The sequence below is a fragment of the Mucilaginibacter lappiensis genome (assembly GCF_050433765.1).
In the GTDB taxonomy this organism is placed as follows: Bacteria; Bacteroidota; Bacteroidia; order Sphingobacteriales; family Sphingobacteriaceae; genus Mucilaginibacter; species Mucilaginibacter lappiensis_A.
The window spans coordinates 103987-128355 of the sequence record NZ_JBNPWP010000003.1 but is presented as its reverse complement, the minus strand read 5'-3'; the positions used below and the strand labels follow the sequence as shown (position 1 = coordinate 128355).

The following is a 24369-nucleotide window of genomic DNA, read 5'->3' as shown; positions in this document are numbered from 1 at the left end:
TATACCTTTTCTATTTCATTAAGCGCATCCATCCGCTCTTTACAACCACGATAAGGATCTGGCTATGAGCATCATAAAATATTAATCAGATATTTTTTATTTATCTTAATGCGAAACTTTAAAACCTAAATAATGAATAGTAACCTTTACCTAAACACCGGAAAGCTGTTTCTGGGTGTAAGTATCATTGCAATTGGCGTAATTCATGTAGTAACCGGTCATTTTCCCACGGGTTTGTTGCCTGTGCCTGCATCCCTTCCCGGCAAAGAAATATTAGCCTACCTTACAGGCGTTTTAATGATTGGAGCAGGCATACTCATTTTTATAAAAAAATATATGCATTACGGGGAATTTGCTGCTGCGCTGCTTTACTTGTTAGCGCTCCTCTTGATCCATATCTCCCTGTTGGTTTCAAATTTCCATAACCCATCTGAATGGACAGCGATATTTGAAGTTATTTCAATCCTTAGTGGAATTTTAATTCTGTTAGGCAGTATTTGGAAGCGTGATCAATTTAAACTGATAAAAACCGGCAGTTATATTTTTGCAATTGGATTAGTGGTATTTGGCATTCAGCATTTTATGTACGCGCAGTTTGTAGCTGGACTGATCCCTGCCTGGATACCAGCGCGTTTGTTTTGGAATTATTTGGTTATGGCTGCTTTTTTTGCTTCGTCCATTAGTTTCATTATTCAAAAACAAGTGAAGTTATCGGGAGTTCTTTTGGGTTTGATGTTCTTTATCTGGGTTTTAATTCTGCATTTACCACGGATTATCGCCAACATTCATACAGAGCCCGAATGGACAAGCCTGTTTGTAGCACTGGCATTTAGCGGAATAGCTATTTTAATAGCAGGCTCTGCCACCCGTAAAGCATAATATTAAAAGGGGAGCATAGTTCTATGCTCCCCTTCATGGTCATTGGCCTTGCTATTGTTTATTAATGGTTTTCTGGTATGCGTAAATAACGCTGTAATGCTGTATAATTTAAAGTACCAGGAACACTAACTCCCCCCGGAATAATTACAAACCGAAACTGATGTGCATTAGAAATACTGATATAAAGGTTCAGGCTGCTTACTAATTTGATCCTAACCTTACCAAGAGATGAAAAAGAAGACCATGTATCTATATTGGCAGTTCCCTGTATATAAGTAATAGCTACTGGTAACTGTCCTACCTGGTTGGTAGGCCAAATAGATGGATTATAACCGTTTAATTTGGCAAAAGCTATTACAGTTCCATGGTCAAGTACGGCTTGTGTAATAGCCGGAATACTGATATCGTGATAAAATCCCCATGATCCAAAAACTGTATCCTTAGTGTATGTAGCCGGAGTAAACCAGTCGGTGTACATCACGTTGGCAGTTCCCGGAGGGCCCTGTGCACCTGTAGCTCCTTTAAAGGATACTGCTGCTCCCCAGCCTGAGTTAGTTTTTGGGCCGTACAATAAATAATTTCCTGCATCAAGATAATAATCGCCAAGGTTACCTAAAGCACCCGCCGGAGCGCCGGTGCCGTTAAGTATCTTGTTGCCCGGTGCGCCTTTTGCTCCTGCTGGTCCTTGGAGTGAAAAGCCAGCTCCCCAGCCGGCAGCAGTTTTAGGGCCATATAATAATCCGGTAGAGATATTTAAATAGAAATCGCCAACCGCGCCCGTAGCAATAGCCGGAGTAGTAGAACCGCTGAAAATAACGCTTCCGCTTTGTCCATTAGCGCCCGGAGGGCCGGCAGGACCAACTGCACCCTGTGCTCCTGCGGTTCCCTGGGAACCGGCAGGACCAACCGCACCGTCTTTTCCGCACGATGCTGTTAATAGCATACCTATTGCTAATAACATTAATAGGTAATTGAATTTTTTCATGTAAATGGTTTTTAAAGGTTTATAGGTTAATTTGTGCCAATGTCTTTAACAGAACTTAAAACTGTAACAAGCATTTTATACTGTACATCAAAGGTGGATTAGATGACATGAAAAGGGTGCAGGGTAATTACTTTACCTGCAACGTATTTACACTCAATTAATTAAATATCATACACGTATTTATACCTGCGGAAAAACACGTTAAACCTGATTAGGGGTAAAAACAAGAAGGCCTGCAAATCATATGATTTGCAGGCCTTCCCTTATTTGATATTTTCTATAATAAAACCGTATTATTTTACCTCATCCAGTTGCAAAACCACACTTGATCTGCCACTGTTTACATCAGGGTTTATGCCAACGGTCATTAAAAAATCGCCGGTAAAAATCAAGTCACCATCTAAAGCAGACTTTGAGCCCGGGTAAAGGTTAATTTCTTTAACCTGGTATTTTTTCTGCGGATCGAGGCCCTTTAAACGAATAGGAACTTTGGTACCGGTACCATAACGGTTATTCACCAGATAATTAAATACCACAGCCTTTGATTTGGCATTATCAACATACATAATTGACGCGGCATCATTATCCCACGGGCTTTGTAAACGATACTGATCGCCATGCCAAATAGTCTCTTTCAGGTTATCATAGTTTTTTAAGGCATCATGAACATAGCTTAAATCCTGTTCGCTTAGTTTACTCACTACAATATCAAAACCCAGCTTACCCATCATTGCAACATCCGTACGGAACTTGATTGGTTGTTTGCCCCAGTCGGTAACATGGTTTGAACTGGTGATGGCCGGGTAGAAGTACGAATACTCCCATTGAATAAAGATCCTTTCCAGCGGATCGGTATTATCACTTGGCCAAAACTCGGTGAAATATTTAAGCGCGCCATAATCAACACGACCACCGCCACCTGAACATAACATTAAAGGTACTTTTGGGTATTTTGCCCTTACACGCTCCAGCACCTTATATAAACCGCGCACATAATCAATATATAAATGTGATTGATCTTTTTTCAAATAAGCCGAATATGCGTTATAAATTACCGCGTTACAATCCCACTTAATATACGCCAGATCAGGATTTTTAGTAAAAAGATCATCTACTATACCAAAAACAAAATCCTGAACTTTAGGGTTGGCCAGATCAAGCTCCAACTGGTTACGGAAATATTTTTCAGGGCGGTTAGGCTGTTTAATTACCCAGTCGGGGTGATTGTGATACAGATCGCTTGCCGGGTTTACCATTTCAGGCTCTATCCAGATACCAAATTTTACACCATTAGCCTGTGCTTCTTTAACCAACGAACTGATACCGTTTGGCAGTTTTTGTTTGTTCTCCTGCCAGTCGCCCAGGCCGGCGTTATCGCCATTGCGGGCATATTTATTACCAAACCAGCCATCATCCAATAAAAACATGTCAACGCCAAGCTTTTTGGTGTCTTTTAATAATTGGGCAAGCCTGCTTTCGTTAAAATCAAAATAGGTCGTCTCCCAGTTGTTCAGCAAGGTTAATCTTGAGCCTTCACCATCAACAATTTTATACTTGCGTCCCCAGCGTTGCAGTTTACGGCTGGCATCGCCTTTACCATGGTCTGAGTAGGTATAAACAAATGCAGGAGTGGTAAATTCTTCATTAGGTTTCAGGTGATATTCTGATGCAGCGTTGTTTATGCCTGCTATTACCCGCAAATTGTTGGATACATCAAGCTCCAGGTCAATTTTAAAATTGCCCGACCATTCCAGCGAACCCAGCATAACCTTGCCCTCGTCCTCAGTAGCCGGTTTATCCATCGATACCATGAACATAGATGGTTCATACAAATTTGCGCGGGTGCCTAACTTACTGTCGATGGTTTTAATGCCGTGGGTGAGTTTTGCTTCTTCGGGCTGCATCTCAAGCGCCCAGTTGCCGTGGTATTGTTTAAGCCAAAAGCCTGCTCCTTTTAGATTAAGATTTGCCGACGCGAATTTATTTAGCGTTACAATACCCTTTTCGCCATGTTTTATAACCGACCATTGCTCAGTAACATCCTCTTTAAAAAAGGTTTTATAAAACAGCTTTACCTCAAAATCATACGCCGGATCTTTAAGTACAACCGTCAATAAAGAAACGTCGTCATCAATTTTGGTAGTGGTATGGCTCACATAAACCAGGTTTAGTGATTTATTACCATCGGCATGGGTAACCGTAATGGCAGGTTCGGCCAAATTTGCTGACCCTGATGGCGTATAAGCCGAATTAAGGATCCCAGAATCATCGGCCTGGTTATACATTTTTTGGATCCGTTCGTACTCCTTCGCATTACTCAGCTTTGTGCCGAAGTAAACCATTTTAAGATTTTTCTCAGCATCGGTTTGCAGTACCAGCGCATTGTTTTGTGTTTCAAGCGGGATAGTTACGGTTTGGGCAAAACTATTGCCTGCGGTAAGTGCGGTACCAACTACCAGGCAAAAGGGCATTAAATGATTTCGGAATGTTTTTCTCACTTTTATCGGGTTATTTTCAGTGTAAATAAATAAGGTTATCAGATTAGTTTATGGTTTCTCTTCAAATTTATACAATGCGGCATCGGCAGCGCCAATTTTTATGTTCATGCCTGCTTTATTGTTTTGTAATATTTCGTGAACAAGATATTCCTTTTGCGGGGAAAGTCCTACCCTTTTCGCATCTATAGTAAATTCCTTAGGATCACCCGAGTAATTAAATACGGCCAGGTAAACAACATTACCAATTTTGCGGGTAAACATTTCAGACGCGTTTTCGCCGGTATTGCCTTCAATGGGTTCAAAAGCCTTACCGTTTTCAATAACTTTAAGCCATTCCTTATTCTGATACACAGCTTTTGCCCTCGCGCTCCACTGGCCATGTACAGAAAAATCATCGCCGGATATCACAGTACCCGTAATGGTTGCGGATAGCATTCGGGCGCGGTTAGCGCCTTCACTTTCGGTTGATAATACCACATGATCGGCATCAACATAATTATATAAATAGGTTTGCCACCAGCCATAGCTTACACTATTCAGGGTGTATTGGGTATCTTTTATGGTTTTAAAAGCATCACAGGCTATGCGACGGGTATGTACATACCTGCCAGTAGCCAAACTTGGCGATATAGCAGCATAGATCAGCATCTGGTCACCCAGTTTATTGATCAGATATTCCATTCCCTCACGATAGGCCTGCATGCCGGTAGTAACCTTCGGATCATAAAAATGGGTCGACTCTGCCGTTGCGTGACCTAAAAAATCTATCTTGATCATTTTAAAACCGCATTCCCTAAGTTTACCAATAACCAGGTCAATATGTTGTTTAGTACCCGGGTGTGTTGGATCGATAGCTCTTGCACCATCAATATCATGGTAGCCGTTGCCCACTTTTGTCCAAAGTTGGCCGTAGGTATAATTGCTACCTTGCACTTTCCTGTCCGGGCCGCCTTTCCATCCCCAGTCGGTAAATGGCGCCCAGTATACGCCGGGCTGCAGGCCCTTACTTTTGCAGTAATCAGCAAATTGCTTTAGCTTGCTATAATCACCTTCCAGGCCACCTTTCAGCATAAAATCCCAGTAAGAATCCAGATCTATAAAAGCAGTATTGCCTGTGCGGAAGGCTGATAAGCTATCAGCAAAGAAGTCAGCAACCTTTGTCGCTTTTTCGTAAGTAAGTTTTTCCTGCATCACGCCCCAACTATTCCAGCCTACAGGGGTAGGTTTTGTCCAGTTAAAAACATAAGGTGGCTCTGCAATACGGTTAGCTTTGGCATACTCTTCTAATCCGGTACGCCAGTCAGCAAAATACCCTACAAATATTTTAGGTGACTTAATAATATCACCGCTTATCTCGCCGTGGGCAATATTATCACGGGTTACACTTTCTTCGGTATATCCGCTCCAAACATCCATGGCATTCTCAATGTCGGCTTTCGCGATACTGCGGATGCCGGTTTTCCATACCTCATGCTCCACTGAACCGGCTATAAAACCATTACGGCTGGTATTATCATAAACCGCTCCTACCTCGGCGCTCATATTGGTGAATGGGGCTACAAATGGTTTGGCATTGTATCGGATAAAAGTGTCATTATCAAACGGTACAAAAATACTGCGTGCATCGCCATTAACAGCCGGAATATTACCTGAGAACGGGGTAATAGAATTGCTTTTAAGATTTTTACCCGTGGCTTCTATCTGTATAAGAAAAAACGCCCTGCTTGCGTAAGTGTAAAACACCTGCTTTATTGTGGTTAAATTTTTACCTGTTAGGGTGATCACATGTTTTGTACCCTTGCCAAAACCATCGCTAATTGTAGTTTTACTGTATACTCTGGCGGTATAATCTTTTGACGAAGCGGTTTTATTATTAATTTTAAATGAGGCGATTACTTTAGAGAATGCCGCGTATTTACCTTGATAAACGGTATATGTTCCGTTTTCCAGATCATATGAAATAGAGCTGCCTGCTCCGTAAGGGATAGTAACCTGTTTAGGATTTGCCGGTGTTTTTGCCGACGCTGCAAAAGGCAGGATCAGTAATAAAGCAATGATCAGTTTTACGGGTGTTCTTAAAAAATTATTCATTATGGTGATTTATAGCTTGGTTCAAATTTTTTGGGCTGTTACTGTTTTTATTACGCCGTTAACTTTTATCTTAACCTTGCCGGGAGTAGTTGATTTGACCTTGTAGCTTGTTACTTTACCATCTTCCCATTTAAAATCAACGGTAAAATTGCCACGGGCCCTTAAACCTTTTACCTCGCCTGTTGCTTTCCAGCTATCGGGTATGGCAGGTAACAGGTTGATATAACCTTCGTGACTTTGTATCAGCATTTCTGCAATACCCGCGGTAGTGCCATAGTTTCCATCGATCTGGAATGGCGGACCGGCCGACAGCAGGTTGGCATAAATACCGCCGCCCGAGCCGTAGTTTATATCGGTACGTAACGTTGGCTTCATGATCTCGGTAAACAGTTTGTAAGCGCGGTTACCATCATGCAGCCTTGCCCAGAATAACAGTTTATAGGCAATTGACCAACTTGGCCCATCATCGCCACGAACATTCAGCGTTTTTTTGGCTGCTTCGGCCAGTTCGGGTGTACCATCAGCGGTGATCTCTGAAGCCGGGTAGATCCCATATAAATGCGAAATGTGCCTGTGCTGCGGGTCAGTTTCTTTATAATCTTCCAGCCATTCCTGGATGCGGCCATCTTTACTGATCACACCGGCGGGCGGTATTTGCTTTAGTCTTAATTTTAAAGTATTACGGAAGGCGGCATCGACCCCTAACGTTTCAGATGCGGTAATTACGTTGGTAAACAGTTCGCGCATGATCTGGTTATCAATAGTAGCGCCCATGCAAATACTGGCATGCTGGCCACTCCCATCGGGCATTACGAAACTATTTTCGGGCGATGACGAAGGGGCAGTAACCATATAACCCGTTTTGGGGTCTTTGATCAGGATACTGCTATAAAACTGTGCTGATCCCTTTAAAATAGGATAAATACTTTTTAAGTAAGCTTTGTCATTGGTAAATGCGTAATGATCCCAAATATTGCTACACAACCAGCCCGATCCGGCTTTGGTTACACCCCATGAAGCACTTTCGCCGGGTTCTGTAAAGCCCCATACGTTGGTAATTACGTGGGCTACCCATCCATCGGCATTATAATAGGCTTTGGCGGTTCGTTCCCCGTTTTTTACCAGGCCGCGCACCAGCTCAACCAATGGCAGGTTAAGTTCCGACAGGTTTGCTACCTCAACCGGGAAATGGTTCATCTGTACATTTACGTCCAAATGATAATCACCATTCCATGGGGTATGGATCTGGTTGGCCCATAAACCCTGCAAGTTTGGTGGCAATAAACCTACACGTGTGCTGCTGATACTTAAATACCGGCCAAACTGAAAAAATAAAACCGGCAGGTCTTTGTTTTTATTAGGTTCTTTATGAAAACTAACCAGTTCCTGGTCGGTTGTTTCCGGGTTTTCGCAGGTTGCCCCTAAATTGATATTAACCCGGTTAAATAGTTTCTGATATTTAGATATATGTAAGTGCTTTTGCAGATCATAAGGCTTTTTCATAGCAGCATCAAGATCATGTTGTATGCGCTGCTTAAAATCAGGTTTCCTGAAATCAGTTGCTGCCGATATATAGATAACTACTTCTGTAGCGTTTTTTACCACTAAACTGTTTGCAGTTGTGGTAAGGCTGCCCCCGGTTAGTTTGGCTTTAACACTGGCCAGGTATTGCATTCCGTTTCCATCGGTACCGTTATCAAGGCGGCCCTGCATTTGCAGTGTATTGCCAGTGGTGCTGGTAACCGATCTTTCGGGGCGGGATATATTGATGCTGAAATTTAGCTGACCTGGCTTATCGGCTGTTAGCTTGATCATGTCCACGTCGTCACCAAAGCTGGTAAAATATTCGCGTTTGTAAGTAACGCCATTTACCTCGTAGCTGCAATTGGCAACGGCATTATCTAATGAAAGCGCTCTTTGGTAATTGGTGAATTTAACTTCTGCTCCACCGGCTTGCTGATAATCAAATTTCAGGTTCAAGTCGCCCAAAAGCTGGTAACAGCCCCATTGTCTGCCGCCAGAACCGGGTCCTTTACAAACAAAATCTTTATCAATGAGGGCCTGGGCCTCTACATTTTTACCGGCCAGTAGCAGCTCGCGGATCTGCGGTAGTTTTTTGTAGGCATCATAGTTGTTGGCATCCTGCGGTGAGCCCGACCAAAGCGTAATATCATTTAATACAATTTTTTCATTGTCCACTCCCCCGTCCGGCATCATTCCGAGGCGTCCGTTTCCAAGCGGAAGCGTTTCTTCCCAGGTTGCGGCGGGTTTGTTGTAGTGCAATCTTAACGCAGGTTTTTGACCAAAGCCAAGCGTTGATGTAAGCAGCAATACGGTTGTTATTGATGTAAAATATTTGATGATCATCAGTACGAATATAATTAGGCTTTTATGGGTATTACGGGGATATCAAGGGAGCTTTTATCTAACTCCAAAACAATAACTGAACAGTTTTCGTCGGGCAAAACAGCCGGCAAATCAATTTTATAGCTATTATTATCTGATTTTACAATTACGGCATTTCCATTCATAAAATAAGCTTTGGTAATTTTTGTGTTTGGCAACGCCGGAATAGTTAATGTGCCATCCTTCCGCTGAAACACATGCAGATAAACCTTATTACCCTTGCGAGTGGCGCCATATACTTCATTTGGCACATACGGGCCACCTTGTGTACTGTAAATACTTTCGCCATATAACTTTAACCAGGCACCCATTTCCTGCAGCCTTTTCACCTGTCTTGCTTCGATATGGCCATCCATTGCCGGACCAACGTTAAACAGCAAGTTACCATTGCCCGATGCCGTGGTTACCAGTGTTTGAATACATTGTTTAAGCGATTTCATCTGGTCATTAGGCTTCCACGCCCATTGGTTGCAAATGGTGATACAGCTTTCCCATGGGTCGTTCATATTGAGCTTGCCTATGGTTTGCTCCGGTGTTAAAAAATCACCCACCGACTCTTCGTTTAATTTATCGCTTACCTTACCCAGCCTGTTATTTACAATAACATTTACATCAACACTTTTTATAAACTGGTAAATTTCCTTACCATCTGCTGCTGTCCATGGTTTTTCCCAATAACCATCAAACCAAAGCATAAACGGTTTGTATTTGGTGATCAACTCACGCAGTTCGTTTTTCATGGTTGTTTTAAAGGCGGTCATATCGCCCGCTGTTGCACCAATTTCGGGATGATGGGGGTTATGGATGGGGTAATTGGGATCGTGCCAATCTAACACGGTAAAATAGATGCAAAAAATAACCCCCTGCTTTTTGCAGGCTTTGGCAAGTTCATCTACTATATCTCTTTTAAAAGGTGATTTTGATACGTTATAATCAGAAAATGCGGTTGGCCACAAACAGAAACCATCATGGTGCTTGGCCGTAATTACCAGGTACTTCATACCCGCATCCTTCGCGGTTTTTACCCAGGCATCGGCATTAAATAGTTGTGGATTAAATTCATGGTACAAGCTGTCATAGTCGGCTTGTGCCACTTGGTTATTACGGCTCCAGCCTATTTCGGTACCACGCTGGGTTACCGGACCAAAATGGATGAACATGCCAAAACGTTTGTCCATAAACTGATCCATAACCGTTTTAGGAGTTTTTTGCTGGGCAATAGCCATGCAGGTGCTAATTGCCAGCGCTATCATTAGCCCCGCTTTTTTCTTTATCATATTAGGTTTATTAATAGTTTACTTATTATTCACCAAAAAATGTACGATACGACAGGCATTGCCTTTGCTCGAGCTGTTTTTCTTATCGCTTATTTTAATTTTCAGCACATGGTTGCCACTGCTTAAATCGCTGCCCAACAAATGGTAGATAGGCAAATGCAGCCAGCTGCTAAATTCAGTGAACAGGTCAAGGTCTTTAAATTCGCCTTTATCAATAGCGTATGATATAGTACCCGCATCTCCTCCTGCAACTACCGCTATGCCAACAGCGTTACCTTTAAACGGTAGTGATAATTCTGAACCTGGCTCAGTAGCATTTAACACCGGTACGTTAACAAAACCATCGCGGGTTTGCAGCCCGTCTGATGGTTTCCAGTTTGGGGTTATCTGCCATCCTTTATCTAATTTGGCATTCGACAGATCATAATAGCTGCCGTTTTCAATACGTGCTTTGTCAATGGGTTTGGGCAGATTTGTTTTAAACGGAAGTTTATACTGATCTTCGACACAGGCCTGCAGCAGGCTTTTGATACTGGCAAAATATAACTCCTGACCGTGGTACCATGGGTGGATATCCTTAAAGTCGTCGGCCCAGGTTAGCTCTTTGTTCTTTATTTTATCATTCACCTCCAGCGCCAGGTTGATATAGGAGATGTTATAATGGCGGGCAACCATTTCATGATTCACCAGTTCGGGTGATACTTTGCCCTTGCTGTAATTATCCATTTTTTGAGGATCAACAAAAGCCATAAATATGATATCCGTTAGCGGATTGGCATTTTTTGCATGGCGTACAATCCCCTCTAAGGAACGTACCTGTGTGGTGCTATCAGTTCCCCTGTCATTCACGGCAGCCTCTACAAACAACAGGTCGGTTTTGCCTGAATCAAGCACATCTCGTTGAAGCCTGAAAGTGTGTGGCAAACTACCTAAAGAAGGTATACCTGCAGCTATAAAATGAAAATCAGTTGCCGGATAGGTTTCCTTTAAATACTGGCAAACCTTTTGGCGCCAGCCGGGATTAAAAGTAATAGACCCGCCAAGAAAAGAAACAGTAGCTTTTTTCTTAACGGTAACCGCGTAATAAAAATTATTGAGTTTGCCTGCTGTTTTAAAGTAATTGCTATAAGGCAGGATATTTTTTACAGGATATGAATTATTGAAAATAAAATCGGCATAATAATCAGGGCGATCAATATTAAAATGATGTCCCTGCAACTCCTTAGGGCCCTGGGTTATGGGGTGGATGCTTACCGGTCCGCCGGCAGCTATATATCTTTGGGCAAATAAATAGGTATTCTCGGCAGGTGGGGCAAGTTTATCATCAAGGCCAATGGTATGCAATACAGGTACACGAAATGATGCAAGTCCCTCCAGGTTATCAATAGGATTATCATTATAGGCCATAGCCTGTTCTTCGGTAAAGTGATATACCTGTTTTAACTCGGCCCAGGCATTGGCATCGCCGGGACCTTTTCCTTTGCCGCCTGGCCAGCTTTTAAAATCGCATACGGGTGTTTCGGCATAAATGCAGCTCACCTTATCAGGGTTGCGTTTGGCCCAGCCATAAGCATATAATCCGCCGCGGCTTACCGCTTCAAGGGCTGCCTTTGGAGCGAAAGCCAATTTACCGGTGAGGTAAGCGTAAAACTTATCCCAAACCTGCAAAGCGGCAGGGCTACCATACTGGTTATCAACATTCACAAATACAACATAGAAACCTTTGGTCAGCAATATGCTGTCAATCTCAGTATGCCAATCTGGGAATGATGCGCGCCATACCCAGGGATTACCAGCCAGCGGATGCGGCGGTTTTACATAATATGCCTCATGACCATCAATTGTTAACTGTACTTTTTCGAATCCTTTCCAATGGCTGGTTTTATCCTGTCCTTTAACAGACAGAAAAGTGCTGATTAATAGTATTAAAGTAATGAGGTGTTTAAATTTTATCATGCCTTTATATAGAAGTATTGATCAAAAGAAATGAACGTAATTAATATGCCTTTTAAAATTTTTATCGATTTAAAGCACAGCCAGGTATATAATTGTGGGGTTGCGGTATATAACTGGATGTGTTTTATTGGTTAGGGTAAATGTATTTGGTTATTGTATTTCAAAAAATGGATAAACCTTTGAAGTAGATGGACAATCCCCCGGAATAACCAATTAAATATCAATTTAACCGGTTATTGAACCATCTACCCATTAAATAAATTCAACCTATTAATTAGCCGCCATAAAATTATAAACCTTACCGGCCTGGGTTTTAAAGCTATATTTATAATCATGTCCGTCGCCTGTATTTTTTGAAACCCCGGCATCCGCTTTTAAAGCATTAGGAACCCGCAGCTTGCATTCGCCACCGACTAATGATTTGATAGATAGTTTAACAATTTTACCAGCCTTCCATTCCATATTGGTAATTTCAAAATCGCCACGGGCACGTAAACCCTGAACATTGCCGGTTGCCCATACTTTGGGTAAGGCAGGCAATAACTGGATCTCATCGATTTGGCTTTGAAGCAACATTTCTGCTACCCCGGCCGCATAGCCAAAGTTCCCGTCTATTTGAAATGGCGGGTGCGCGCAAAACAGGTTAGAATATAAGCCTCCACCTTCGTTATAGTTTACACCTGATCCGCCAACCAATGTTATAAAGTTGGTCAGGATCTTGTAAGCATGGTCGCCATCTTGCAGGCGTGCCCAAAAATTCATTTTCCAGGCCATTGACCAGCCTGTTGATACATCCCCACGGGCCAGCAGACTTACCTTAGCAGCTTGTGCCAACTCAGGTGTTTTAATGGTGCTTATACGCCGGCCCGGGTGCAAACCAAAAAGGTTTGATGAATGGCGGTGTGTGTCCTTCGGATCATCACGATCTGTTTCCCATTCCTGCAACTGTCCCCATTTACCTATTTTTGGTTTTAGCAGGTGTTCGCGCATATTGGCTACATGATCACGGTATGTTTTGTCGATGCCTAAAACATCAGCTGCCTCAATATAATTGGTGAACAGGTCATATATAATTTCCTGGTCATAAGTTACCCCATCCTCGGTAGGCCCATGCTCCGGCGACCAGCCCAGCGGCGAAACCAGTGTTCCATCAGGGCGGCGTTTTAAATGGTCGTCCCAAAACTCAACCACTTCTTTAATAATGGGGTATCCAAAGTTTTTAAGATAATCTTTATCCTTTGTAAAGGCATAATGCTCCCAGATCCCCTGCACGTACCAGGCGCTGCCGGGTGTATTCCACAAAAAGCTTGAACCGCCAAAAATGTTGTTCTCGGTTTTAACTGTCCAGCCGCGTACACCGGGATACTCTTTGCGGGTGCTTTCCTTTTTCACCTCGCGCATACTGTTGATATAATCGAGATAAGGGAAATGGCATTCGGACAGGTTGGTTGGCTCAGCCAGCCAGTAATTCATCTGGATATTGATGTTGGAGTGATAATCGCTTCGCCATGGCGGGTTATTGTTGTCGTTCCATAAGCCCTGTAAGTTGGCAGGCAAACCACCTTTACGTGATGAGCTGATGAGCAAATATCTGCCGTACTGAAAAAGTAAGGCTTCAAGCTGCGGGTCGCCGTCTTTTTTATAATCAATTAAACGTTTGTAAGTTGGCAGGGAGCTTCTTTCGGCTGGTGTTGCGCCCAGGTTTAGGGCCATACGACCAAACAAAGCCTGATAATCATGAAGGTGAGCGGTTAATAATTGCTGATATGTTTTAGCCGATGCTGCGGTTAAAGCCTGTTTAACCGTCACATCAGGAGCTTCGCCGCGCCAGTTTTGCTCACGTTTATTACTGTAATCAGTAGCTGCCGAAAGTAATATGGTAAAAGCATCTGCCTGTTTTATATTAAGCTGCGAACCACCATTACCATCTGATTCAATTACGGCGGAGCCGCCTTCTGTCTTTACTACTATGGAGGCCTGGTATGCCAGGCCGTTATCTAACTTACCCGCAACTTGCAGGGATGTGCCATTGGCTATAACAGTGGTATTATGTGCATCCTTAAGTTTTATGATGGTTGAATAAGCGCCCTTTTTATCGGCTGTAAAATGCAATACCATTACTTTATCAGGGAAACTGCAAAAATATTCGCGTTTAAAAGCTACCCCATTATCAGTATAGGTTATTTGCTGAACCGCTTTGCTAATATCCAGCTGCCGGCGGTAGTTTGATGGAATTTGCTGTGTGCTGTCTTTACCTTCGAAATTAATAAACAGGTCGCCAAAGGCCTGGTAAGCACCGGTTTCGGTTTCGTTCCCTGTCCACAAACTGATCTCATTAAATTGGATGTGCTCCTGTGCAAGCCCTCCGAATACCATACCGCCAATACGGCCATTACCCATGGGATATGCTTCGGTCATCCATGTTTTGGCAGGTTTATCATCCCAAACCGTTAAACTTTGTTGGTGCAGTCCCGGACTTGTTTGGGCATTTGTAATGGCAGTAAATGCTATCTGCATAAAGAATAGCGAGAAACAAACTATCTTCTTGATCATTTTAAAGCGGATTTCTACGGTTTATATTTGGGTTTAAACGGTGCTAAAAATAAACATTAAATGTAATATTAACAGTTTTAATTTAACCAATATGCTCCCGTAACATATTAGTTATAATGCAACAAAAGTTTATTGATAAGGGAAAGAGTTTTTCCTAATAAAAAAGGGTACAGGAAATTATCCTGTAAACCCTTTTTATGTAAACTAAATATGTACCCTAATGATATAATTAATTAAGCAAATTGGCCCAGAATGTAATTTGGGTCATATTGGTATAATTGTTTTCGCCGTTTGAGTTGTGTAAAACCCTGATGCGTATATAACGCGCAGGCGGTACATTACTATCAAAATCAGTTTTTAATGGAGCCTGTCCATCATCTGTTCTTTTAATTTCTTTTAATAGTTTCCAACCTTTTGCAATCGACTCAGCTTTCCATCCGGGATCGTTAGCAGGTAATGTAGTAGATGCATTGGTAAGATCTGTAATGCCCCATACTTCAAAATCATCAGGATTATGACAGCAATTACGCCCAATTTCTTCTATTGATAAAAGGTGTTTGTATATCTTACCCATGTCAAATGTAAGCGTTCGGGGTAAAGAAGCGTTTCCGTCACTATGAAATATGTTGGGGTATCCCTGAGGTGTAGTTGATCCATTCCAAAGCTTATCAATATCAGTACCATCTTCCAGGCTGCCCATATCATTGGGTAATTTTACCTTTTTAAACAATGATTTATCACATTGAACAATACCGGTCACAGCAGGAAACGCGTCTGTTTTTAATGCATAAAACACGTCGAGCGCATCCCGAACGGGTATGTAATATGAGTTATAAGCTATTGGCGTACCCGATTTATAATCAGGTATAGTTATAGAAGCGCTATCTCCACTAAGCTCTTTTTGTGCGGCTACGCCGTTTTTATTGGTGTACTTTATGGTTGTACCCACATTAATGGTATCAGGTTTAAGAAAATTAAGTCTTAAATATCCATCGTCAGTAATGGTATAAGGGGTAACCGCATCGTACGGCCTGTTTAATAATGTAGCGATATAAAATGGTCCATACACCTTTGCATTATTAACCTCATAAGGGATAGACTTATTACCTTTAGCATCATATGAGTAAATTGTAAACGAATACGTATACTCGGCAAGGCCTTTAATAACGGTTCTGATAGTATCCGTTTTACCACTAATATTTACTATTTGAGAGTCGGCTTTGTTGTTATAATAAATTACATATTTAGTAATGCTGGGGTCTGAGCTCGCCTTCCATTTTAGCCCTAATTCTAAATTACCGGGTTGTACAATAGCAAACCCTACAGCTCCGGTGTAAACTATTTCGTGCCCGTCATAAAACTTTTTGTAATCTGTAGCATGGTTATCTTTCTGGCAACCATACCATGTGGCTAATAGCAAACATCCAAGTAGTATATATATAAGCTTTTTCATGTTTCTTTAATTTTAATAAACAATAACCTATTCTGGTTTACCGTAAAGTGATATTTCCATTACGTGTGCAAAGTTACCGTCAGACCATGACTGAGACGTTGCAAAGCGTATAAAATGAACCGTGGGGGCTGCCAATGAAATATTGAAATTAACACCCGCCAATACAAAAGCGTTATCGGCCGAGTTATGGGCTATTGGCGGCAAGCCTGATGGTGGATTAGGATAAGTGTAATTACCTAAGTTAGTCCAATCACCAAGAACTGTACCTACTGCTGACGATACCGGTAATTGAACATCTTTAGGCGATGCAGCGTTTGATCCCCATAGGGTGAATTTTTTAGGATTACCATGACCATATGCATATTTATTTGATCCATCGTCAGGTCTTTCCCATAAAACAAGCCGGCTCAACTTATAGGTTTGGCCAACGTTAAAGGTGCCAACAAATGGCGGGGTATGACCTGGGTTAGTGTGCCAGCCTGACGAGCTGCCATCCGTTTTACCATCCCAAAAGTTGCTAAGCACCCAGTTGTAACCTATCTCCGTGTCACTTGGTAAATTGTAGGTGCTAAATTTACTTTTATCCAGTAACGTCTCAAAAAGCGGGGTTAGTTGCTTTTTAAGCGTATCAGAAACATTGCCAAAATTATCAGTTATATACACCCCAAAATCGCGCTGATCTGTATTAAATCCCCTTAACGAATAGTTTATCGTATCGGCTTTAGTATAATGCTGATCCTGGACTTCCATTAAGCCGGTTGATTTATCAAATACCGTTATTATTACGCCTATTTCCTTTTTTAAAGGATTTAACGCCTGAACATTAACACCACCAAAATCAGCTGTCATAGTGGTGGTTGCTTTTATTTGTGTATAAGCTGGTGTTTTAGGATGCACTTTAACCGTAACCGCATCAGACATTACACTTGCCCTGCTTACTGTATATAAAGTAACATCATAATCTGCCTCTTTGGCAAAACCTTCTACATTTACGGTATCGGTATAATAAGATGATTTTGTTTCTCTGGATACCCCATTCCTTATCTGGTACTTAGCCAATACATACAGTATATTATCAGAGTTAGGTAAGGTGTATGTTATATATGCGCCGCCATTATAGTTGTTAACCTTAATGTTGGTGATCACACCGGGTTTTGATTTATCTGTAGAAATTGGCTCCCGATCCCCATTGTTTGTTTTACACGAGCTTATCATGATCATTATCATACCCAAAAAGAGCAGAAATGAATAATTTTTTAATTGTTTCATATTTTCAATTATATGATTGTTAAATTTCCTGTTATTACCAGTTTAAATTTTGAACAAGGTTTGGGTTAACTATCAGGTCATTATTGGTTATCGGCCATAAATAATTCCTTGAATTAAAAACAGGTATTACTACAGTATGCGGGCGATAGAAATTTGCCGCATCAGCCTCAAAAATATTCCATCCCTGTAGTGGTTTGCTCAATACGCTTTGCAGCTCTTTCCAACGGCGCAGGTCCCATCCCGGTTCGCATTCAAAAGCTAACTCAATACGGGTTTCCTGGTGTATTATCTGGCGCATACCATCCTGGGTAGTGTATTTTGTTGGATTTTTTGAATAGTTGCTCCACGCTTCAACAACGCCAGGCAAACCGGCTCTTGCCCTAACCCTATCAAGGTAAGGAACAACCTGGGTGTAGGATTTACCCTGCTCATTTAACGTCTCGGCATATTGCAGGTATAAACCGGCAAGCCTTATCAATGGCATCCGGAAATCGGCTATAGTATAGCCATCATCATAAACAGTTAAATAATTAACCAATTTTTTTGGCCAGCAACCGGTAATGTTTAGCCTTACGTTATCAGTTGGGCCTGCAAGTGCGCCACTGCCACGTGCCTGAATGTAATACAGGGCCTCCTGGTTAACCAGGCCGTTACCAAACCATATACCACCATCAAAACCCAGGGACGAATAAAACCTTGGCTCACGGTCAAAATGCGCTTTAACGGTTGTGTAACCATTGCCTATGTAAAACCTGTTTGCTTTATCGCCGGTTCTTAATGAATAACGGTTGGTATAATCCCAGGTGTTATCTTCATTAATAGGCACCCCTTTATTGGTATAAAACAGTTCCTGCTCAGCAATAGGGACTGCAAATGTTCCCTGGAACGATGGGTTAGCAGCAGCTTTAGCCGTTAACCTTGGTCCGCAATAGGTTTGGCCGGGGAAATAAGGGTTTAACGCCCAAATGATCTCGGTATTCAGATCCCATTTTTCGGTGATCGCGGTTTGCAGATCCATTACTGTTTTTAATGAATCTGAAAGGGTGCCAACATTTGCCGGCGCTATAAACTTATGCAAACTATTGCCGTTTGCTTCGGCAGAGTTGATGGCAGCAAGTGTAGCAGCGGCAGCCCTATCCCATTTTGTAGCATCAACTGTTGAAGGGAACAGTGCCTGGCCATCCTTATTTTTTATACCAGCATAATCTGGGTTGCCATTAAACAGCGGACTTGCTGCCGTGGTAAGTATCTGCGCTTTTACAGCAAGGGCTATGGGTTGTGTTATACGGCCCAGTTCTTTTGCCTGGTTTTGTATAACAGCCGGTAAATCAGGTGTTGCCTGGTCAATAAGCCTTACCATATAGTTCACCACCGAATCAACAGGGGCTCTTTTAACTCTTGTATCTTCGGTTGAGCTATTAATAGGAAGGTTTACATCGGTAATTGGAATAGCACCGTATAACCTGAATAAAATAAAATGATAGTAAGCTTTAAGGAATTTTACTTCGGCTATCCATCTTTTCTTTTCATCAATACCAAGGTCAACAGGCAAATCAATATTTTCAAGCATGGTATTACACCGCCTGATAGATCTGTATGTAGCCTGGCCCCCATTTGCACCATCCCAATAATTAAGTCCGGGGTTTTGACTGGTTTGAGTACCTCTTATCAGGTTAAATCCGGTTGGATCAATACCTTGAAAATCGGTAAGGTCATTCGGGAATACGATTTCTGATGATGTAGTAAATCCCGGATTATTTTGTGGATATATTAATTGCTGTAATGTAGCATAACAGGTAAACAGGTAGTTCTCCGCTTCGTTACGGTTCCTGAAGGCGTAATCTATAGTACCTACGTTATCAGGGGTAACATCAAGGTACTTTTTGCATGACACGCAAGATATTGCGAGGATTGCCATGAACAGATATTTATAATACGATTTCATATTTTGAGTAATAATGTTATAAATTGATGTTTATACCTACGTTAAACACTTTTTGTATAGGGTATGCAAAGCCGTTGCCGCCAAGTTCCGGATCCCACAATTTGAAAGGGCTCCATGTATACAGGTTTAAACCGTTAAAGTAAATCCTTGCATTTTTAACCAATAAGGCTTTTGATATTCTTTGTGGCAATGTGTAACCAAATTCAAGCGATTTAAGCCTCAGGAAACTTCCGTCGCGTAGCCACCAGGTACTGTTTTGCCTGTTGTTTTCAATAACTGCGCCATCGGGTCCGAGCCTTGGGTATAGTGCATATAAGTTTTGATTATCCTCAGACCAATGGTCATCAGCATATGCCTGCAGCAATTGGGTGTTGCCTGTATAATATGAATCAGGACTTTTGATGAAAGGCGAGGTACGTGCCGGATCAATAAAGAATGACACTTTTGCCTGTCCCTGGAAAAACCCGGAAAGGTCAAAGTTTTTATAGGATGCCGATATCCCAAAACCATATACAATTTGCGGCACTGTTGGGTTACCAATAAATGTTTGGTCGGCTCCGTCAATTTTGCCATCGCCGTTTAAATCACGGTATTTAATATCACCACCTTTGGGTGCAAAACCACCTGTACTAAAAATTTGTGAAGGCGAATTGGCAGCTTCATTATCATCAACAAACAACCTTTCGGCTACATAACCATACTGGCGGTTAATGGGCTGCCCAATCTGGTGCCTGTAAGCCTCTGCATAATCAGGCGCTTCATATTGTGTGTATTTGTTTGATGAATAGGTAAAGTTACCCCTAAGCGCCATGGAAAAATCCCTGCCAATATTTTGTTTGCCATCAACTGAGATATCAATCCCCTTTGATTCGGCTTTACCAATGTTGGCAGATATAGGTGCCTCAAGCCCCATGGTTATTGGTATAGAAGCACGATTTTGCAGAATGTTGTATTTATTGTTCTTGTAAACTTCGGCAATAACGTTAATCTTTTTAAGTAAGGTAAACTCTATACCTAAGTTGGTTTGTTTTGATGTTTCCCAGGTTACATCCTCATTTTGGTAACTATTTATGGTTACGCCGTTGTGGCCATAACCGTTGGTTGTACCAAAAGAGGCCGGGTTACCGCCATTAAGATTTACATCTGATAAATAGAAAAACCTTTGGCTCCCGATTTGGTCATTACCCACTAAACCATAGCTGGCACGCAGTTTAAAACGGTCGAACACATTATACAGGTCGCCCCAGAACTTCTCCTCAGATATGATCCATGACGCGCCTGCAGTTGGGAAAAAACCAAACCTGTGATTTGCAGAAAACCGCTCAGAACCGTTGTAACCAAAGTTAAACTCCAAAAAATACCTGCTTTTGAATGAATAAGTTGCGCGGCCTGCAAGGGTTTCATTACGGTAAGGTAATGAATACTGCAGCGTATATGGGTTTTGATCCGGGTGGTTTTGAACAATGTTAGGATCCTTGTTATTTGAATAAAGTTGTTGCTGGCGGGTACCTATTAAAGCCGCACTTATGTTATGATTTTTCCCAAGTGTTTTGCTATAATCCAATACCCCCTGTAAGTAAATCTGGGTTTGCAGGTTATCTGAACCTACATCCCGGTTGTAGGAAAGGTATTCAGTAGCCTGCCCCGGCTGCGAATTGATCCAATTCAATGTGTATTGATTACTTGCCTTATCATAATTTGCTACGTTATAATAAAATGGGTTGTAATACATCTGCGATTGAAAGTATGCATAGCGGTTAGTACTAAAAATGGCATGAAAATTTAAGCCGCTGGTTACAAAATCCAAATTTTGATTTAACTCCAGTTGAGCAAGCATTCTTGACTCTGAAAAATTTTGGTGGCCCGATAGCAAATTGGCATACGGATTAATATAGGTAGTAGAGCCTACCCCGCCACTTGCGGCAGGCACGTTCCCAAATAAAATATGCTTGGTTTTAAGATTGGCAGAATCGGCAGGATAATAAGCCGGAAAATCAACCGGGCTGGTATGCACGGCCAGGTTGTACAGGTCAGTTGCCAATCCGCCGTCGTTGCTACGCGGACCGTTGTATTCATTAAAGGTACCTGATAAGCGTACAACCAGTTCGGTTTTATCAGTAATATTAATGTTTACGTTTGAACGCAGCTGGTAGTTTTTATAATTAACATTGTTATTGTTGTTGTTCCTGATATCAGTTCTTAATATACCATTATCATTACTAAATGAACCGGCAACATAATAACGGGCAACACCGCCGCCACCTTGTACACTTAAATTACCGCGCTGGTTATTGGTATGATCTTTAAACAACATATCAACCCAGTTAACAGCAGGATAAACATACGGGTTGCTACCAGGCGCATTGTTTATGGTATTTTGTGTATTGATGATCTTATTTTGGGTATATGGAAGCGGGTTTAACGGATAGCGTGTTCTGACAGCTTCATCATACATCTTCATGTATGTAATAGGATCAGCAAGCTCGAGCGTTCTGGTAGATTGCGATCTGGAGTTTTCAAGCCTGAAATTGATCTGTGCTTTACCGGCTTTACCCTCTTTGGTTTTTACTAAAATAACGCCATTACCACCTCTTGCTCCATATAAAGCAGTTGCACTCGCGTCTTTTAATACCGAAAAACTTTCAATATCGTCAACATTTAGCCTTGCAAGGTCTGTTGATGTTAGCTCAACGTTATCAATTAAAATTAAAGGATCCTGTTTATAGCCAAATGTAGTTACACCCCTTATAAAAAACTTGGAGTTATCATTACCCGGCTGACCGCTTGGCGTATATGCAATAACACCGGCTACCTGTCCGGCTAAAGCGTTGGTAAGGTTACTTGCCGGTATCTTTAAATTCCCTGGCTTTACAGTAGTAACTGAACCAACTATAGCTTCGCGGGTTTGTTTGCGGCTATAGGCGGTTACCACCACTTCGTCTGCCGACTGTACATCCTCTACCAACGTGATATTGAATATCCTGGTTGAAGATGTGATGGTAAAAGTTTGCGATTTAAAACCTACAAAGCTTACTTTAATCGCAGCACCGTCCTTTACATCCAGGATAAACTTACCATTATTATCCGTGACAGTACCTTGCTTAGAATTACCGACAACCGAAATATTCACCCCGGGCAGGGTTTCTCCCTTTGCGTCTTTAACTGATCCCGTTATGGTAATGTCGGCCATTATCAGCGCCGGCGCAACGGGAAGTTTTACCACTGGTGTTTCTTTGATGATGATGGATTTACCATCAATGATGTAAGAGAGCTGAAACTTTTTCAGGGCTGTGTTTAGCACATCTTTTATGTCGATGTTTTTAAAATCAACACTTAGCGTATAGTTTTTCTGCGGGCCCTTTGGCGACCAGAACACATTGTATCCTGTTTGCCTGTTGATCTCACTAAACAGTTGTTTTAGGGTAACATTGCTTTGTTTATAAGTTATATTTTGTGAAAAGACCGATGCGCTAACCTGCATAAAAGCAAGCATGATTATAAGGCTCGTTATTTTCATTATCAGAAGGAATTTCTTGATGTAGCACGAAGGCTTACAAATGTTTGTAGTAAAATTTTTGTACATTTGTTTAGGCTGGTTAATGTTAAAATTGTTATCTCCAATAGCATTTAATAATTTAATAAGCTTTGAGATCAGAGGCATCGCGAGTGTCTCTGGTCTTGCCTTTAAATTATACTCTTCCTGGTCAGGTGTAGTCTTTCATTGTCTTCTCGGTTTAAATGGTTTAAAGAATGTATAATTAGGTTTATTTATTTTTTGTGACCCTGATGGTAGACCCTTCAATAATGAACCGGGCATCAGTCACTTTTTCAATCATCTTTAATAAAGTTGCTATATTAGAAAATCGCGTAGTAACTGCAACAAGCGATTCTTTTTTGATGCTTTCATCCTGAAATACAACTTTTACATCATACCACCTGGCTATCTCCCGCATTACAATCTCCAGGTCTTCATCATCAAACCTAAAAAAGCCATTCTTCCAGTCAATAGCTTCAAGCGGGTCAACATCCGAGACCGTGAATGCCGCTGCAAGGTCGGCTTCCTGTCCGGGTTTTAGCATGGTATTTTTACTGCCTGCCGTAATTTTAACAGCTCCCTCTAACAGTGTGGTTTTAGTATGCTGCTCATCAGGATAAGCATTCACGTTAAAATGGGTTCCTAAAACTTCAACTACCTGTTTATTAGTAACCACTCTAAACGGCTGGTTTTTATTATGTGCAACCTCAAAATAGGCTTCGCCATTGAGCTCAACCACACGTTCTTTAGAGGAGGTAAAATCTACCGGATATTTTAATGTTGTGGCCGCGTTAAGCCATACCCTGGTGCCATCGGGTAAAAGCAATTGATATTGCCCGCCTTTTGGTGTTTCCATGGTATTATATTGTAACTGACCATTGGCAGATGCATCTGAGGCGGCATCATAGGTCAATTTACCGTCGGCTGTTTTAATGATCTGGCTTCCACCTTGTTGGGTTATTTTACCATTATCAACATCAGCTAATCGAATTTTTGTTCCGTTTGCTAACACTAAAACAGCTTTGTTACTACCTGGCTGAATATGCTGGCTAAGCGCAATTGCTGAATTTTTACTTTCCTTTTGTTTTTTCTCAAATAGAAGGGCACCTGCAGTAAGCATGATCAGTACAGATGCAGCTACAAGCCAATTTTTATAACCAAAGGATCTTGTTTTTGGGAAATCGATCTCACTCAGCAGGCGCATCAATATTTCTTCACGAACACTTTCCTTGTCTTCCGGAAATTCCGATTCCTGATTGGAAATATTATTATACCAGTTGGCCAAAGCTTGCTTTTCTGAAGCTGTAGCTGTGCCGTCTTTATGTTTTTTTATTAAGCTGTAAATGGTTTCGCGGTTCAATTGGTTTGGCGCTTTATAATGGTATGTTACACGAGATGCACTTTACCCTACATCACTATTAAAATAAATTTTAATTTTTATCGGGTGTGCCATTTTATAGCTTTTCATGCACCATCTTTTATAGTTCTTGTCGCACCATGTCTTTCGTGCCTTCGTGTATGA

Annotated in this window: 13 protein-coding genes; 1 reads left to right on the top strand and 12 read right to left on the bottom strand. The window is 41.7% G+C overall.

Annotated elements, in window-relative coordinates; all coding sequences use genetic code 11:
* Window positions 1-132: 132 nt before the first annotated feature.
* Complete coding sequence (locus M2273_RS10815) at window positions 133-879, top strand: hypothetical protein (protein ID WP_429396617.1); 747 nt, start codon at window positions 133-135, stop codon at window positions 877-879.
* Window positions 880-940: 61 nt separating this feature from the next.
* On the opposite strand, the gene M2273_RS10810 is transcribed toward M2273_RS10815, so the two are convergent.
* The 12 genes from M2273_RS10810 to M2273_RS10755 form a co-directional block, all read right to left on the bottom strand.
* Window positions 941-1864 carry a hypothetical protein gene (locus tag M2273_RS10810; RefSeq protein WP_429396615.1) on the bottom strand — a complete coding sequence of 308 codons (924 nt, stop codon included), beginning with the start codon at window positions 1862-1864 and terminating at the stop codon, window positions 941-943.
* 293 nt (window positions 1865-2157) lie between these two features.
* The gene (locus tag M2273_RS10805; RefSeq protein ID WP_429396614.1) at window positions 2158-4362 is read right to left on the bottom strand and encodes an alpha-galactosidase; all 2205 of its coding nucleotides are present in this window, start codon (window positions 4360-4362) and stop codon (window positions 2158-2160) included.
* A gap of 48 nt (window positions 4363-4410) precedes the next feature.
* Window positions 4411-6453, bottom strand: coding sequence for an alpha-galactosidase (locus M2273_RS10800; RefSeq protein ID WP_429396612.1), 2043 nt, complete (start codon window positions 6451-6453; stop codon window positions 4411-4413).
* Window positions 6454-6474: 21 nt separating this feature from the next.
* Window positions 6475-8820: a glycoside hydrolase family 95 protein gene (locus tag M2273_RS10795; RefSeq protein WP_429396610.1), complete on the bottom strand. Its 2346-nt coding sequence runs from the start codon at window positions 8818-8820 to the stop codon at window positions 6475-6477.
* A 14-nt stretch (window positions 8821-8834) separates the two neighbouring features.
* Window positions 8835-10136 (bottom strand): alpha-L-fucosidase, encoded by a 1302-nt coding sequence (locus tag M2273_RS10790; protein ID WP_429396608.1) that lies wholly within the window; start codon window positions 10134-10136, stop codon window positions 8835-8837.
* Window positions 10137-10154: 18 nt separating this feature from the next.
* Window positions 10155-12092, bottom strand: coding sequence for an SGNH/GDSL hydrolase family protein (locus M2273_RS10785; protein ID WP_429396606.1), 1938 nt, complete (start codon window positions 12090-12092; stop codon window positions 10155-10157).
* A gap of 270 nt (window positions 12093-12362) precedes the next feature.
* Window positions 12363-14645, bottom strand: a complete 2283-nt coding sequence (locus M2273_RS10780) for a glycosyl hydrolase family 95 catalytic domain-containing protein (protein ID WP_429396604.1) — start codon at window positions 14643-14645, stop codon at window positions 12363-12365.
* Between the two features lie 229 nt (window positions 14646-14874).
* Complete coding sequence (locus M2273_RS10775; protein ID WP_429396602.1) at window positions 14875-16098, bottom strand: DUF4998 domain-containing protein; 1224 nt, start codon at window positions 16096-16098, stop codon at window positions 14875-14877.
* A 27-nt stretch (window positions 16099-16125) separates the two neighbouring features.
* Window positions 16126-17367 carry a DUF4959 domain-containing protein gene (locus M2273_RS10770; protein WP_429396600.1) on the bottom strand — a complete coding sequence of 414 codons (1242 nt, stop codon included), beginning with the start codon at window positions 17365-17367 and terminating at the stop codon, window positions 16126-16128.
* A gap of 34 nt (window positions 17368-17401) precedes the next feature.
* Window positions 17402-19285 (bottom strand): RagB/SusD family nutrient uptake outer membrane protein, encoded by a 1884-nt coding sequence (locus M2273_RS10765; protein ID WP_429396598.1) that lies wholly within the window; start codon window positions 19283-19285, stop codon window positions 17402-17404.
* Window positions 19286-19328: 43 nt separating this feature from the next.
* Complete coding sequence (locus tag M2273_RS10760; protein ID WP_429396596.1) at window positions 19329-22805, bottom strand: SusC/RagA family TonB-linked outer membrane protein; 3477 nt, start codon at window positions 22803-22805, stop codon at window positions 19329-19331.
* Between the two features lie 271 nt (window positions 22806-23076).
* Window positions 23077-24207 (bottom strand): FecR family protein, encoded by a 1131-nt coding sequence (locus M2273_RS10755; RefSeq protein ID WP_429396594.1) that lies wholly within the window; start codon window positions 24205-24207, stop codon window positions 23077-23079.
* Between the last annotated feature and the right edge of the window lie 162 nt (window positions 24208-24369).